The sequence below is a fragment of the Streptomyces sp. NPDC056144 genome, from assembly GCF_042264145.1.
Lineage (GTDB): Bacteria > Actinomycetota > Actinomycetes > Streptomycetales > Streptomycetaceae > Streptomyces.
On sequence record NZ_JBHJVF010000001.1, the window covers coordinates 583001 to 596881 of the forward strand.

General features: G+C 73.4%; 15 protein-coding genes. 10 read left to right on the top strand and 5 right to left on the bottom strand.

Translation table 11 applies throughout. The features are described from left to right. Positions 1-252 precede the first annotated feature (252 nt). The 3 genes from ACFC0Z_RS02545 to ACFC0Z_RS02555 are packed head-to-tail and all read left to right on the top strand — an operon-like array spanning position 253 to position 2247. Positions 253-1134, top strand: coding sequence for a hypothetical protein (locus ACFC0Z_RS02545; protein ID WP_376431928.1), 882 nt, complete (start codon positions 253-255; stop codon positions 1132-1134). A gap of 47 nt (positions 1135-1181) precedes the next feature. Further along, complete coding sequence (locus ACFC0Z_RS02550; RefSeq protein ID WP_376431930.1) at positions 1182-1415, top strand: acyl carrier protein; 234 nt, start codon at positions 1182-1184, stop codon at positions 1413-1415. A gap of 10 nt (positions 1416-1425) precedes the next feature. Next, positions 1426-2247, top strand: coding sequence for a 4'-phosphopantetheinyl transferase family protein (locus ACFC0Z_RS02555; protein ID WP_376431932.1), 822 nt, complete (start codon positions 1426-1428; stop codon positions 2245-2247). Positions 2248-2662: 415 nt separating this feature from the next. On the opposite strand, the gene ACFC0Z_RS02560 is transcribed toward ACFC0Z_RS02555, so the two are convergent. Together ACFC0Z_RS02560 and ACFC0Z_RS02565 are read right to left on the bottom strand one after the other, a co-directional pair. Continuing rightward, complete coding sequence (locus ACFC0Z_RS02560) at positions 2663-3409, bottom strand: class I SAM-dependent methyltransferase (protein WP_376431934.1); 747 nt, start codon at positions 3407-3409, stop codon at positions 2663-2665. Between the two features lie 57 nt (positions 3410-3466). Beyond that, complete coding sequence (locus ACFC0Z_RS02565; protein ID WP_376431936.1) at positions 3467-4207, bottom strand: hypothetical protein; 741 nt, start codon at positions 4205-4207, stop codon at positions 3467-3469. Positions 4208-4545: 338 nt separating this feature from the next. On the opposite strand from ACFC0Z_RS02565, the gene ACFC0Z_RS02570 reads away from it, so the two are divergent. The 7 genes from ACFC0Z_RS02570 (at position 4546) to ACFC0Z_RS02600 (ending at position 11681) form a co-directional block, all read left to right on the top strand. After that, the gene (locus ACFC0Z_RS02570; RefSeq protein ID WP_360805002.1) at positions 4546-4749 is read left to right on the top strand and encodes a cold-shock protein; all 204 of its coding nucleotides are present in this window, start codon (positions 4546-4548) and stop codon (positions 4747-4749) included. 125 nt (positions 4750-4874) lie between these two features. Continuing rightward, a complete protein-coding gene (locus ACFC0Z_RS02575; RefSeq protein ID WP_376431938.1) occupies positions 4875-6293 on the top strand; it encodes a DEAD/DEAH box helicase in 1419 nt (472 codons plus the stop codon). Positions 6294-6388: 95 nt separating this feature from the next. Continuing rightward, positions 6389-7072, top strand: coding sequence for a 4'-phosphopantetheinyl transferase (locus tag ACFC0Z_RS02580; RefSeq protein WP_376431940.1), 684 nt, complete (start codon positions 6389-6391; stop codon positions 7070-7072). Between the two features lie 95 nt (positions 7073-7167). Continuing rightward, complete coding sequence (locus ACFC0Z_RS02585) at positions 7168-8916, top strand: tetratricopeptide repeat protein (RefSeq protein WP_376431942.1); 1749 nt, start codon at positions 7168-7170, stop codon at positions 8914-8916. 127 nt (positions 8917-9043) lie between these two features. Continuing rightward, on the top strand, positions 9044-9520 hold the full coding sequence (locus tag ACFC0Z_RS02590; RefSeq protein ID WP_376431944.1) for an SAM-dependent methyltransferase: 477 nt from the start codon (positions 9044-9046) through the stop codon (positions 9518-9520). Positions 9521-9558: 38 nt separating this feature from the next. Then, positions 9559-10263, top strand: a complete 705-nt coding sequence (locus ACFC0Z_RS02595; protein WP_376431946.1) for a response regulator transcription factor — start codon at positions 9559-9561, stop codon at positions 10261-10263. Beyond that, the gene (locus tag ACFC0Z_RS02600) at positions 10260-11681 is read left to right on the top strand and encodes a sensor histidine kinase (protein ID WP_376431948.1); all 1422 of its coding nucleotides are present in this window, start codon (positions 10260-10262) and stop codon (positions 11679-11681) included. The genes ACFC0Z_RS02595 and ACFC0Z_RS02600 overlap by 4 nt, the downstream gene beginning before the upstream one ends. Before the next feature lie 24 nt (positions 11682-11705). On the opposite strand, the gene ACFC0Z_RS02605 is transcribed toward ACFC0Z_RS02600, so the two are convergent. The 3 genes from ACFC0Z_RS02605 to ACFC0Z_RS02615 all read right to left on the bottom strand — a co-directional run bounded on the left by ACFC0Z_RS02605 (position 11706) and on the right by ACFC0Z_RS02615 (position 13705). Then, on the bottom strand, positions 11706-12230 hold the full coding sequence (locus tag ACFC0Z_RS02605; RefSeq protein WP_376431949.1) for an SgcJ/EcaC family oxidoreductase: 525 nt from the start codon (positions 12228-12230) through the stop codon (positions 11706-11708). Between the two features lie 145 nt (positions 12231-12375). Continuing rightward, positions 12376-13149: a nucleotidyltransferase domain-containing protein gene (locus ACFC0Z_RS02610; protein WP_376431951.1), complete on the bottom strand. Its 774-nt coding sequence runs from the start codon at positions 13147-13149 to the stop codon at positions 12376-12378. A gap of 64 nt (positions 13150-13213) precedes the next feature. Further along, positions 13214-13705, bottom strand: a complete 492-nt coding sequence (locus ACFC0Z_RS02615) for a hypothetical protein (RefSeq protein WP_376431953.1) — start codon at positions 13703-13705, stop codon at positions 13214-13216. Between the last annotated feature and the right edge of the window lie 176 nt (positions 13706-13881).

Genomic DNA, 13881 nt, shown 5'->3' on the forward strand with positions numbered 1-13881 from the left:
TCGGGGCCAGGGTCCTGTCCGGCGGACGGAAGTGCCGATCAGTCAGGAGCATTGGTTTAGACCATAGGCGATGTCAAGTGACCGTTTGATGACCGCGATTGCACCGTTCGATGACCAGGGCATACTCCGTCAAGTGGTCTAGACAAGGTGTGGACGACTGGCCTAGGGTCCTTGGCGCGGCTCCGGCTCCCGGGACTTCCCCCGGTCGACGCCTTCGACTGTCCGCCCACGCCGAGGGAGCGTTTTCCCCCCATGACCACGTCCCGTTCCACCAGTGCGCCCACCGCGCCGACGCTGCCGAACACCACGCTCGACCTGCGCAATCCCGGTCCGGGCCTGCTCACGCTCGACCCCGTCCACACCGCCCTGCTCCACGGCCTCGACGAGCTGCTCACCGGTCTCGCCGCCCGGCTGTCGGCCCCCGAAGTGGTCGGACCACCGCTGCTGTCCGTCGAAGGTCTGACCCGCCTCGACTACTTCCGCAACTTCCCCCACCTCGGGGTCTCCGCGGGGCGGTTCACCGCCGAGGCCCACGAAGGTCTCGCCGCCGGCGAGGCGCCGGCGGGACTCCCGCTCGAACCCACCGGCCACCTGCTGCCCTCCGCCACCTGCTACGGGCTGCTGCTCTCCCTGGAGGGCCGGGACGTCGGCGAGGACGGGCTGCGGCTCTCCGCGACCGGCCGCTGCTTCCGCAACGAGACCCACTACGACGGGCTGCGGCGCCTGTGGGGTTTCCACATGCGCGAGGTCCTGTACCTCGGCACCAAGCAGGGCGCCCTCGACCACCTGGAAGCGGGCGGCGAGTTCGTCCAGGAGCTCGCCGGGCGCCTCGGCCTCGACCTGACCCGGGCGACCGCCGACGACCCCTTCTACGACCGCGGCGGCTCCCGCGCCCGCCTCATGGCCCTCGACCCCGTCAAGCACGAGTTCAGCGCCCCCGACGGCACGGCCATCGCCTCCGTGAACCGGCACCGGAACTTCTTCGGCGAGCGGCTCGACATCCGCGCCGGATCCGAGGGTCCCGCCTACAGCGCCTGCGTCGCCTTCGGCGTCGAGCGCTGGGTCCACGCCATGATCCTCGCCCACGGCACCCCCGAGCAGGCCCTCGCGCGGCTGCGCGCGGCCGCCGCCTGAGCCGTCGCGAACACCCGTAACCCCACCAGCAAGGAGTGACCCGCACCATGGAACGCATCGACGCCTGGCTCCGCGAGAAGAACCCCGGTCTCGACGGCCCGATCGGCACCGACGAGGACCTCATCGAGGCCCGGCTGATCGACTCGATGGACTTCCTGGAGTTCATCGACCTGCTGGAGGAGCTCTCCGGCGCGAGCATCGACCTCCAGGACGTCACCATCGACGACTTCCGCACGCTCTCCCGCGTGCGCGAGCGCTTCCTGACCCCCGCCGCCGGATGACCTCCGGGCGGTGAGCGGCGCGGAAGCCCGTACGGTCACGGCGGCCGTCGCGACGACCGCCGAGGTCCTCGACCACCCGGAACTGCACGAGGGCCTGCTCGCGCCCTGGGAGCTGCGGCGGCTCGACGCGATACGGGTCCCGGCCCGCCGCGCCGACGTGGTCGCCGCGCGCCTCCTGCTGCGCCTCTGCGTCGCCCGGTGCACCGGACGGCCGCCGGGCGAAGCGGCGCCGGCCCAGCACTGCCCCGGCTGCGGACGGTACGGCCACGGGCGCCCGTACCTCCCCGACCGACCCGACCTGGGCATCAGCCTCAGCCACGCCGACGGGCTCGTCGCGGCGGCGGTCGGGCCGGGCGCGGTCGGCATCGACGTGGAGCCGGCGGCTCGCCGTCCCGGGCCCCCGTCGACGCTCGGCCGCATGCTGCCCGAAGCCGCCGTGCGGGAGGCCGCCGCCGCACCCGACCCGGAGGCGGCGCTGCTCCGCCTCTGGGTGCGCGGCGAGGCCCTGTTCAAGGCCGGGCAGGCGCGGATCGACGAGGCGGGGGAGTCCGGCCTGACGACCCTGGAGTGGACGGACCGGAGCCGGGCGGCCGTGGTCGCCCTGGCCGGCCCGGCGCCCCTCCGTGCGCTCTCGGTCTTCCCCGCTGTCTCCGTCTTCCCCGACCTCTCCGTCTTCCCTGCCCTCTCCGTTCTCCGTGTTCCGGAGGGTCAGTCGGCGATCCAGTCGCCGCCGTCGGAGCCGAGCAGGGAGATCAGGACGATGACCGCGAAGACGGAGGCGAAGGCCAGCCCCGGCGTCGCGAACAGCATGACGACGCCGGCGGCCAGGTAGAGGCTCTCGATCACGACGAGCGCGGTGCGCAGGGCCCGGGGGAGCGGACGGCCCAGGCGGTAGACGCAGTACGCCAGGAACAGGCCGAAGGCCAGGGCGACCAGGCCGATGGGGGCCATGAGCGTCGCACCGTCCCCCCGCTCCTCCGGGGCCAGCGCCAGCAGGAGGACGCCCACGCCGGTCGCGCTCAGGGCCTGGGCGGCGACGAGGATCCGGGCTCGCTTGATGGTGGCGGGGACGGGAACGGGAGGGGGACTTGAGGAAGCGCGGGAACCGGTCACGGGGCTTCTCCTCGGAGAGGGAATCTCTCAACAAGGGAATTGTTGAACGATAGTTGGCGTCGGTCAAGCGGGTCAGGCCAAGACGCCTGGATCCCAAGCGCCCTGGCGTGAAACGGAGTTGGAGTCTCCGGGCGTCAGCCCGCGACCTCGAGCACGAAGAAGAGGAACGCGATCTTCGTCGACAGTGCCTGGAAGCCCTCCGGGTGCGCCTCGCGTGCGGCCGGGTCGGGCTGCGGCTCGCTGACGACGGAGAGACGGAAGCCCGCGTCGGCGAAGGCCTCGGTCATCGCGTGCAGCGGACGCCGCCAGAAGGTCATCGGGACGGTCCGGCCGCTGAACACCATCTCGGAGTCGTAGCTCGTGGTGGCGTGGTAGTCGGGCCGGGGGTCCTGCATCGCGTAGTCCACGAAGGGGTGCTGCACCGACACGAGCAGCCGCCCGCCCGGCCGCAGCACGCGCCGCACCTCGGCGAGCGTCGGCCCCCAGTCCTCCAGGTAGTGCAGCACCAGCGAGGCGACCACGTCGTCGAACGCCCCGTCCGCGAAGGGCAGGGGATCGCGCAGGTCGGCCACGCGCAGATCGGCCCCGTCCCCGAGCCGCCGCCGGGCGAGGGCCAGGATGCCGGCGCTGGAGTCGATGCCGGACACCACGGCACCGCGCTCGCGCAGCGCCGCCGTCAGCGGGCCCGCGCCGCAGCCCGCGTCCAGGATCCGGCGACCGGTCACGTCCCCGGCGAGGGCCAGCATCGCGGGCCGCTCGTAGTAGGCGTTGAGAAGGTTGGTCTCGTTGTCCGCCGCGTACGCCTCGGCGAAGCTGTCGTAGTCGTTCGCCTCGGCCGGGTCCACGGTCTCGGCGACGATCGGGTCGTCAGTACGTTCCATCGTGGCAGCCTAGTAATCCCATGATCCGCGGAACAGGGGTCTACGCCACCAGACGCCTTACGTCGCCGAGTCCCACGCCGTCGTCAGACCGTCCAGCCACGCCGGCGGCAGTTCGGCGGCGTCCCACTCCTCGTGCAGCGACTCCGAGGCCGCCGTGAGCCGCTCCAGGACGGCGACGCTCGTGGGGGAGTGGACGAGCGAGTAGCGGCCGTGGATCGCGATCGCGCTCTGGGGGCCGTACTCCGCGTACAGCCGCTCCAGGCGCGCGTGATGCACCGAGGCGAACTCGGTGAGCCTGCCCGCGTACCCCGCCCGCTGCCGGGGGCTCATCGTGCCGAGCACCGCCGTGAGCACCTGCTCCGTGGCGTTCGGGTCGAGGTCGGAGACATCGGTGTACGAGAGGTAGAGCGGCGTGAGCGCCACCTTCGTGCGCTCCATCTCCGCCCGCCCCACGGGAGAGCGCGCGTCGGCGGCGTCGTCGTCGGCGCCGGGCGCGAGGGCGTGGCGCAGGGTGCGCTCGGCGATGTCGGCCAGCTCGTCCGCGACCGCGCGCGATCCGTCGCGGAACCCCGCCTCGTAGGGCTCGCCCCTGTCCTTGTCCCCGGGGTCCCGCCGCGCGGTTCCGCCGATCTCCGTGTGCGCGAGGGCGAGCGCGCCCGCCTCGACGAGCCCGATCAGTTCCTCGGCGTCGCCCGACCAGACCCCCGCGCGCGCCAGGAGCTGGAGGAGCGTCCTCTTGGCGTTGAGGACGCTGACCGCGTCCAGCTGCTGCTGCCGTCCCTCTTCGGCGGCGTGCATGGGCTCCTCCTCGTCTCTCCGACGGGCGCTGTCCCGGGACGCGCGCCCCGCCACGGACACTAGCAGCGGCCGATCTTGGGAACACGGGTCTCGGGCGCGTCCCTTCGATCGCGGTCGAACAGAGGTCGTCTCGCGTGGCAAAGGACCCGCTGGAGGCTCCCGTGATACAGTGGATATCAGTTGCAGTTGTGGTTCCCAGTAAACTTCAAGTGCTTTGGTGGGCTGTTTCCACCAGGCACTTTTTGTATTTTCGGTGCTTTCCGGACGGGGCAATCATCGCGGCGACGCCGGAATTCACGCAGTGTGCATTCCGGGTACTGCCTCGAAGGAGATATCGCATGGCTACCGGCACCGTTAAGTGGTTCAACTCGGAAAAGGGCTTCGGCTTCATCGAGCAGGAGGGTGGCGGCCCGGACGTCTTCGCCCACTACTCGAACATCGCCACCCAGGGCTTCCGTGAGCTCCACGAGGGCCAGAAGGTGACCTTCGACGTCACGCAGGGCCAGAAGGGCCCGCAGGCGGAGAACATCCTCCCCGCCTGACGCTGACGCGTTGACACCGCCGGTGCCCCTCACCCCTTGGGTGGGGGGCACCGGTGCGTCGCCGTGCAGTCGATGTGCAGTCGCCGTACCGCCGCCGCGCCGCCGCCGTGCCAAGGAAGGCATTCATGAACACCTCGGACCGCAAGCCGGACCGCAAGAACGAGTTCGCGCTCCCGGAGACCGTCACCCCGGCCCTGCCGCCGGCGGAGACCTTCGACGCCCTGGAGCTGCCCGCCGAGGTGCTGGGGAAGCTCACCGAGCTCGGCGTCACCACCCCCTTCCCCATCCAGGCCGCGACGCTGCCGAACGCCCTCGCCGGCCGCGACGTCCTCGGCCGTGCCCGCACCGGCTCCGGCAAGACCCTCGCCTTCGGGCTCGCGCTCCTCGCCCGCACGGCCGGGCGCCGCGCCGACGCGAAGAAGCCCCTCGCGCTCGTCCTCGTCCCCACCCGCGAGCTCGCCCAGCAGGTCACCGGCGCCCTGGAGCCGTACGCCCAGGTCCTCAAGGTCCGGATGGCCTCCGTCGTCGGCGGCGTCTCGATCAACCGGCAGGTCGGTGCGCTCCGGGACGGCGTCGAGGTCCTCGTCGCCACCCCCGGCCGCCTCATGGACCTGGTCGAGCGCAAGGACTGCCGCCTCGACCAGGTGACCGTCACGGTCCTCGACGAGGCCGACCAGATGGCCGACCTCGGCTTCATGCCGCAGGTCACCGCCCTCCTCGACCTGGTCAAGGACGGCGGACAGCGCCTGCTCTTCTCGGCCACGCTCGACAAGAACGTCGACCAGCTCGTCCGCGAGTACCTCGACGACCCGGTGGTCCACTCCGTCGACCCCTCGGCCGGCTCGGTCGACACCATGGAGCACCACCTCCTCCAGGTCCACGGCCCCGACAAGTACGCCACGGCCACGGAGATCGCCGCCCGCGACGGGCGGACCCTGATGTTCCTCGCCACCAAGGCGTCCGTGGACCGCTTCACCCGGCACCTCCTCGGCAGCGGCGTCCGCGCGGCCGCGCTGCACGGCGGCAAGTCGCAGCCGCAGCGCACCCACACCCTGGAACGGTTCAGAGCCGGCGCCGTGCCCGTCCTCGTCGCGACGAACGTCGCCGCGCGCGGCATCCACATCGACGACCTCGACCTCGTCGTGAACGTCGACCCGCCCGCCGACCACAAGGACTACCTCCACCGGGGCGGCCGCACCGCCCGCGCCGGCGAGTCCGGCCTCGTCGTCACCCTGGCCACGAAGGACCAGCGCCAGGACGTGCTGCGCCTCATGGGAGACGCGGGCATCCGGCCGAAGATCACCCAGGTCCGCTCCGGCGAGGCCGAGCTGACCCGGATCACCGGCGCCAAGACCCCCTCCGGCGTCGCCATCGGCGGCAACGCGCCCGTCACCCCCGACCGCGACCCGCGCGGCGCCGCCTTCCGGGGCATCGGCACCGTCCCCGGCAAGCCCGGCCGCGCCAAGAACGCCTCCCGCCGCTCCAGCGAGGCCAAGCAGCAGGCCGAGGCCCGTGCGGCGGCCCGGGTCCGACGGGGCCGCTGACACCGCCGGGGGGCCCTTGCGGCCCCTGAGGCGGCCGTGATCCCATGTCCGTCGGTCTTCTGATCATGGACATGGGAAGCAGGGAGGGGAGAAGCGTGATCGGTGAACTCGTGCCCGGCTCCGTCGCCACGGAGTGGCGGACCGACGACTCGCTGCCGGTCGCCCTGTTCCCCGAGGAGGAGGCGGCCGTCGCCCGCGCGGTCGAGAAGCGGCGACAGGAGTTCGCCACCGTCCGGCACTGCGCGCGCCGCGCCCTGGGACGCCTCGGCGTGCCCGAGGGTCCCCTGCCGCCCGGCAAGCGGGGGGCTCCGCGCTGGCCCGAGGGCATCGCGGGCAGCATGACCCACTGCGTGGGCTACCGTGCCGCGGCCGTGGCCCGCACGGCGGACGTCGCCTCCCTCGGCATCGACGCCGAGCCGGCGGAAGCGACCCTGCCGGACGGCGTCCTGCCGGTGATATCCCTTCCGGAAGAGCGTCGCCACCTCGACGAACTGGCCGTCGGAGCACCCCGGATGCCGTGGGGACGGCTGCTGTTCAGCGCCAAGGAGAGCGTCTTCAAGACCTGGTACCCGCTGACGGGCCGGGAGCTGGACTTCGAGGAGGCGATGATCGCCTTCACGCCCGACGGCGGGCACGGCGCGCCCACCGGAACGGGAACCTTCACCGCGGACCTCCTCGTCCCCGGCCCCGTGGTCGACGGCGCGCGCCGGGACCGGTTCACCGGCCGCTGGCTGGTACGCGACGGAGTCGTGCTCACCGCGATCGCCCTCACCCGTTAGCGGAACCAAGTCGCCCCGCGGACAGTCTCTTTACTCGGCGTTCAATCGCGTCGAGGATCATTTCCGTCCCATCCTTCCGGGCAAGGGGGCGCGGCATGGCGACACACGACGGCACACCGGAGACCGAGGCGGCGAGACGACGCGACCTGGAACGGCGGGTCGCCGCGCTGCGGCGCTCTGCCGCCGCCCACCCCGACGCCTTCCTCGCCCAACTCGGTCACACCCTCCTTGAGTTAGGTTCTCTGCTCGCCGGAGACCCGGACCGGCACGAGGAGTCGATCGGCATCCTCGGGGAGGCGGCCGATGCCTACCGCGACCTGCTCGCCCTCCACGGTGACGTCCATCTCCCGGGCCTGGCCGTCGCGTTGCACCGGCAGGCCCTCAGCCTCGGCGTCGTCGGCCGCCGCGAGGAAGCCCGCGCCGCCGCCGACGGCGCCGTCGGGGCCCTCCACCGGGCCATCGGCAAGGGAGTCGTCGAGGACGGCCGCGGCGAACTGGCCGACGCCCTGGTCAACCTCGGCAACCAGCTCGCCGAGACGGGCCGCCACCACGAGGCCCTCGACCGGGTCACCGAGGCCGTGGCGATACGGCGCTCCCTCGTCGACCCGGCGACCGGCGCGGGCGCCGGGGCGCTGGCCTCCGCCCTCGGGGACCTCGGCATCAAGCTCGGCGAGATGGGCCGCCAGACCGAGGCCGTCGACGTCCTGGGCCAGGCGGTCACCACGTACCGCGAGGCGGCGGAGCGGGCCCTCGGCCCCCGGACCCTCGGCGACACCGCCGAGCACGCCGCCGTCGCCTTCGCCCTCGCCCGTACGCTCACGGGCCTGGGCCGTACGCAGGAGGCGGCGCCCTGCTTCATCGAGGCGGCGGCCCTCCGCGCCGAGATCGAGGCACGCGAACCGAGGGCCACGGCCTTCGCCGACCACCTCCTGAGCGGGTACGGGACAGGGCGCGACGGCGACGCGCCCCGGGCCCGTACCGGTGCCCGCGCGGAGCCACCGGCCGACTCCGCCGCCCCCGATCCCCTCCCCGACATCGCCCGGCTCAACTCCCGTGCCCTCGCCCTCGCCGAGGTGGGCCGCGTCGACCTCGCCGTCGCCACCCTCGACCAGGCGATCGTCCTCGGCCGCGCGGCGGCCGCCGACGGCAGCGCCCGGGCCGCCGTCGCCCTCGCCCGCACCCTCCACCACCTCGGGCTCGTCCGTGCCTGGGCCGGGCGCCGGGCGCAGGCCCTCGAAGCCGCCGACGAGGCCGTCCACCTCGGGCGGCGGCTGCTGGTCGCCGCGCCCGACGTCGTACGGCCGCTGCTCGCGGAGGCGGCCGACAGCCTCGGGAGCCGGCTCGCGGTGCTCGGGCGGCACCGGGACGCCGTCGCGCCCGCGACCGAGTCCGTCGCCCTCTACCGGCAACTCGCGCACACCGACCCCCTGGCGTACGAGGGCGAACTCGCCCGCGCACTCAACAACCTGGGCATCCGGTTCACCGACAGCGACCGGCACGCCGACTCGCTCGCCGTCACCGAACAGGCCGTCGACATCCACCGGCGGCTCCACCGGCGTGAGCCGGAGAAGCAGCGCGACGGGCTCGTCCACGCCCTGTCCAACCTCGCCCTCCGGCTCGCCCGCCTCGAACGCGCCGACGAGGTGGCTCCGCCCACCGCGGAGGCGGTCCGGCTGCTCGGCCCGGTGGAGCGGATGCACCCGAGCAACGACACCGCCGCCCTCGCCGAGTCCCTCGCCTGGCTCGCCTGGTACCTGCGCAAGCGCGGCCACCGGGACACCGCCCGCGACGCGGCCCGCACGGCGGAGGAACTGCGCCGCCTCGCCTCGAAACCGGGCCGCTGATCCCGATGTGACGGATGCGGGGGATGCGGGGGATGCGGGGGCGCCTCCGGGGGAACGGGAGTACGGTCGGGACGATCTTGTACGGAGGCGGGGCCGGTCGTCCCGCGGGCGAGAGGTGAGGCAGCACATGGCGCAGCAACAGGACGCGGTCGTCTCGTACCCCGTCGGACACGTCGTCGGCGGTCGGGGCGAGGTGCGCGACGACGAGTGGGGCGGGGTCGAGGCCGTGATCCGGCTCGACGCCGAGGCCTTCGGGCCCGAGGCCCTGGCCGGGCTCGACGCCTTCTCGCACCTGGAGGTGGTCTACCACTTCGACCGGGTGAAGCCCGAGGCCGTCGAGACCGGCGCCCGCCACCCGCGCGGCAACACGGAATGGCCGCTCGTCGGCATCTTCGCCCAGCGGGGCAAGAACCGCCCCAACCGCATCGGCGTCTCCCGCTGCCGCCTCGTCCGCACCGACGGCCTCGACCTCCACGTGCGGGGCCTGGACGCCGTCGACGGCACCCCGGTCCTCGACATCAAGCCGTACATGGCCGAGTTCGGCCCCCAGGAACCCACCGTCCAGCCGGCCTGGGCCGACGAGATCATGCGCGAGTACTACTGAGTGAACCGGCGTCCGGGAGGCGAACTAGGGTTGCCCCCGTGCGCGTACTGCTGGTGGAAGACGACGAGCCCATAGCCGAGTCCCTGCGACGGGGGCTCCTGCGCTACGGGTTCGCGGTGGAATGGGTGACGACGGGCGCCGAGGGCCTCGCCGTCACCACCCCCTACGACCTCGTCCTGCTCGACCTCGGCCTGCCCGACACCGACGGCCTCGACGTCTGCCGTGCGCTCCGCCGCCGCGGCGACGTGCCGATCATCGTCATCAGCGCGCGCAGCGACGAGACGGACCGCGTGGTCGGCCTGGAGATCGGCGCCGACGACTACGTCTCCAAGCCCTTCGGCGTCCGCGAGGTCATCGCCCGCATCAGGGCCGTCATGCGCCGGGTGCGTCCCGAGACGCGGACGGCGGGACCGCAGCGGTACGGCGCGCGCCTGAGCGTCGACCGCAAGGCAGCCCGGGTGTGGACGGACGGCGCCGAGGTCGCGCTGACGCCGAAGGAGTACGACCTGCTCGCCTTCCTCACCGAGGAGCCGGGCGCCCTGATGTCCCGCGAACAGATCATGGAAGCCGTCTGGGACGCCAACTGGTTCGGCCCGACCAAGACCCTCGACGTCCATGTGGCAGCGCTGCGGAGGAAGTTGGCGGGAGCGGTCGCCATCGAGGCCGTGCGCGGGGTCGGCTTCCGTCTCGTCGTCGCCTCCGCCCCGGCGGGGCCGGACGGCGCCTCGGTGGAACTGCCGTGATCAAGCGGCTGATCGTCAGCTACGTCGCCCTCGTCGGCGTCGCGCTCGCCGCCTTCACCGTGCCCGTCGCCTTCACCCTCACCGCCCAACTCCGCGCCGACACCGAGGAGTCCGTACGGCGCGAGGCCACCACCATGGCGCTGCTGCTCGGAGACGGCGACGAGCCCGCCCGGCAGGCGCTGGCCCGCCTCGCGGGGGCGTACGCGGACGAGACACCCGGGACCGTGGAAGTGGTGGCGGCCGACGGCCGCAGCCCCGTGCCGCCGCTGCCGCCCGCCGGGAACCCCGGCGACGCGGCCTTCGCGGCCGCCCTGCGGGACGGGGAGACGACCGTCGACTGGGGCTCGCGGTACGTCTGGGGCCCGGAGCTGACGGTGACCGTGCCCGTCCACGCCGGCCATGACGTCGCCCGCGGACAGCACGGGCCCGACCGGATCGTCGGAGCCGTACGCGTCCGGTACGCGACGGACGGACTCTCCAGCCGGCTCTGGAGCATCTGGGGCTTCCGCGCGGTCCTCGCGGTCGGCGTCCTCGCGGTCGCCGCCGGACTGGGAGCCGTGTCGGCCCGGCTCCTCACCAAACCGCTCCGCCAACTCAACGACATGGCCAGCAAGTTCGGCGACGGCGACCTCACCGCCCGCTCGCCGGTCACCGGCCCGCAGGAGACCCGGACCCTGGCCCGCACCCTCAACCAGGGAGCCGAACGCCTCGACATCCTCGTCGCCTCGCAGCGCATCTTCGTCGCGGACGCCTCGCATCAGCTGCGCACGCCCCTGACCGCGCTGCGGCTGGCGCTCGACAACATCGCGGACGGCGTCGACGACGAGTTCGTCCGCGAGGACGTCGACCAGGCCACCGCCGAGGTCGTGCGCATGAGCCGCCTCGTCAGCGGCCTGCTCGTGCTCGCCCGTGCGGAGTCCCGGGTCTCCGTGCCCGAACCCGTCGCCCTGCGCGAGCTCGTCGAGGAACGACTCGACGTGTGGCGGCCGGCCGCCGACGAGCGCGGTGTGACGATCGTCCTCACCGGCGGCGCCGGCTGCGGCCCCCGCGTCCTCGCGGGCCCCGGCAACCTCGACCAGGTCCTCGACAACGTCCTGTCCAACGCCCTGGAGGTCTCGCCGGACCGCGGGACGATCACGGTGCGGGTGGAGGCGGGCGGCCCCGAGGAGGCGGTCCTGGAGATCGCCGACGAGGGCCCGGGCATGTCGGCCGCCGAACAGGCCCGCGCCTTCGACCGGTTCTGGCGCGGCCAGGGCCTGACCGGCCGCACGGGCTCGGGCCTCGGCCTCGCCATCGTCAAACAGCTGGTGACGGACGACGGTGGAGGGGTGGCGCTGAGGTCCGCGCCCGGCGGCGGTCTGTGCGTCCGGATCGTCCTGCGGACGGAGGCCGGACAGGCGGCCCGATGGATCAGCTGACCACCTGACCATCCGATGCGTTGATCAGCCCTCGGCCGGGAGCACCGAGGAGTGGTGGTTGACGATCAGCCAGCGGCCGTCGCGCTTCTCGTACTCGTACGTGTAGCGGGCGTCCACGGCCTTGGTGATCCCGGTCTTCGGGTCGGTGAGGTGGAAGCGGTAGAGCCCCGCGTCGAGCGCCGAGTTCTGGTCGAGGACGTGGATCACGGAACGGATCTTCTCGCCCCGGGGCTTCTTCTGCAGGAAGTGTGCGAAGTAGTCCGCGATCTCGGCGTGGTTGGTACGGATGCGGGGCGAGGCGGTCGGCAGCAGCACGGCGTCCTTCGCGTACCGCGCGGTGACCTTCGCCGGGTCGCCGGTGCGGAGAGCCGCGTTCCACTGGTCGAAGAGTCCGGCTATCTCGCGCTTCGTGACCCTCTCCTCGTCGTCGGCCACGCCGACCCCGGTGGCGAAGGTGCCGAGCGCGGCGACGGCGAGCGCGGCGGCGATGACGGCGCGGGTACGGGTACGGGTCGGGGCGCCGGTACGGGTGGGGGGCTGACGCTTCATGCGGGCTCCTGGCTCCTGCGAGAGTGAACGGGTCTCGAACGCGAAGCGGTTCGTGTGGTGTCACTCTCGCGGCGGCCGGTGAAGGCCCCGTACAAGGCACGTCAAGCGCCTGGACAAGACTCCGGAAAGAGCCGGGGCCGCACGGTCAACCCCGCGCCGCCACCGAGTCGATGACGCCGTGCCAGGTGCGCCGGTACCCCTCGCGGACCGGGCCCCCGACGAGCGCGAGGACCGTCGAGACCGCCGAGACGAGCGGGGCGGTCTCGTCGTGCTCGCACAGCCGGAGGTGGCCGTCGAGGAGAGCCGCCCCATGGGCGGTGTCGTGGGCCGCGTCGGCGTCGAGGAGACGGCGGGGGAGCCACTTGCCGCCGCCGAGCCAGGTGCCGCGGTGGTCGCAGAGGAGGTCGGCGGCGGCGCCGAGGACGAAACCGCCGACCGCGAGCCGCTCGACGCGGTCCGCGCAGTCGCCGAGGTCGTCCAGCGCGTCCGTCAGGCCGTACCGCTTCGACTCGACCGTCTCCGGCGCGAGCGCCGGGGGCCCCGCGAGGAGGTCCGCCTCGGCCAGCGCGCGGGCCTCGGCGGCGGCGCCGTCACGGTCCGCGAGGACGATGCCGTTCACGTACATGGTCTGGAGGACCGCGCGGCGGGCGGCGACGTCCGCGGCGAAGAGCTCGCCGAGGCCGGTCCGGGTGTGCACGAACAGCTCGACGACCCGCCCTTCGTGGCGGATCGTCTCCCGGTACGTCTCCGCGCCGGGCCCGTCGTCGAGGAGGACCGCGATGTCGAGATCGCTCGTCGCGGTGGCCCGCCCCGAGGCGGTCGACCCGGCGAGGACCACGGCGCGCGCGCCGGGAAAGCGGGAGCGGGCGAGGCGGCGGGCCTGGTCGACGGGACCGGTGCTCTGTTCGTGGTCGCGCATGCGGGTCAGGCTGACAGACGCCGTGCCGCCTGACCAGCGGTTTTCGGCCCGCCCGGAGGCCAGGTCACCAGTGGGTGAAGTCGTGGACGCCACCGGGAGCGTACGGGTCGTGGGCGGGGGAGCGGTTGACGTCGAGCTCGTCGGGAACGAGGGAGGGCAGCGCGGCGGCCAGGGCGGTGTTGCCGACGCGTACCCGGCCGTCGGTGTCGCGGAGGGACACGTCGAGACCGAGACGGCCGTCGACTTCGGGCGCGGTGACGTACAGGCGCGCGGTGGCGCGATCCCGCAGAAGGAAGCCGTCCAGCGTCAGGTGACCGGCCTCCTCTGGTGCGGTGGGCGGAAGGAGCAGGGAGGCGGCGGCGTGGAGCGCGTCGCCGAGCGCGAACGGGGGGACGGCGTCGAGCACGGGGCGGCGGGCGTCGGCCAGGGGAATGCCCAGCGGATCGGCACGGTCGGGCGCGGGGGGATCGGCCAGCACGTGGCGGAGGGCGGCGATCAGGTGGGGCCAGGGGACGGCGTCGCCCCGGTCGGTGATCAGCGGCACGTCGTACGCCACCCAGTCCTGCGGCGCGTCACCGCCACCGTCACCGATGACGACGCGGGTCGCGCCAGGCCGTTCCGGTGGTGGCAGGACGCCGCGGACGAGCCGCGGGGCGGGGCCAGGGGACAGCGGCGCCGAGGTGAAGCGGAGCAGCTGTCCCAGCGCCGCGCGGTGCAGGGCGGTCAGGATCT

Excerpts from the sequence above, each read along its gene's own strand:
- ACFC0Z_RS02570 (WP_360805002.1), top strand. The coding sequence starts at position 4,546 with ATGGCTACCGGCACCGTTAAGTGGTTCAACTCGGAAAAGGGCTTCGGC.
- ACFC0Z_RS02585 (WP_376431942.1), top strand. The coding sequence starts at position 7,168 with ATGGCGACACACGACGGCACACCGGAGACCGAGGCGGCGAGACGACGC.
- ACFC0Z_RS02575 (WP_376431938.1), top strand. The coding sequence starts at position 4,875 with ATGAACACCTCGGACCGCAAGCCGGACCGCAAGAACGAGTTCGCGCTC.
- ACFC0Z_RS02590 (WP_376431944.1), top strand. The coding sequence starts at position 9,044 with ATGGCGCAGCAACAGGACGCGGTCGTCTCGTACCCCGTCGGACACGTC.
- ACFC0Z_RS02550 (WP_376431930.1), top strand. The coding sequence starts at position 1,182 with ATGGAACGCATCGACGCCTGGCTCCGCGAGAAGAACCCCGGTCTCGAC.
- ACFC0Z_RS02565 (WP_376431936.1), bottom strand. The coding sequence starts at position 4,207 with ATGCACGCCGCCGAAGAGGGACGGCAGCAGCAGCTGGACGCGGTCAGC.
- ACFC0Z_RS02605 (WP_376431949.1), bottom strand. The coding sequence starts at position 12,230 with ATGAAGCGTCAGCCCCCCACCCGTACCGGCGCCCCGACCCGTACCCGT.
- ACFC0Z_RS02610 (WP_376431951.1), bottom strand. The coding sequence starts at position 13,149 with ATGCGCGACCACGAACAGAGCACCGGTCCCGTCGACCAGGCCCGCCGC.
- ACFC0Z_RS02545 (WP_376431928.1), top strand. The coding sequence starts at position 253 with ATGACCACGTCCCGTTCCACCAGTGCGCCCACCGCGCCGACGCTGCCG.
- ACFC0Z_RS02560 (WP_376431934.1), bottom strand. The coding sequence starts at position 3,409 with ATGGAACGTACTGACGACCCGATCGTCGCCGAGACCGTGGACCCGGCC.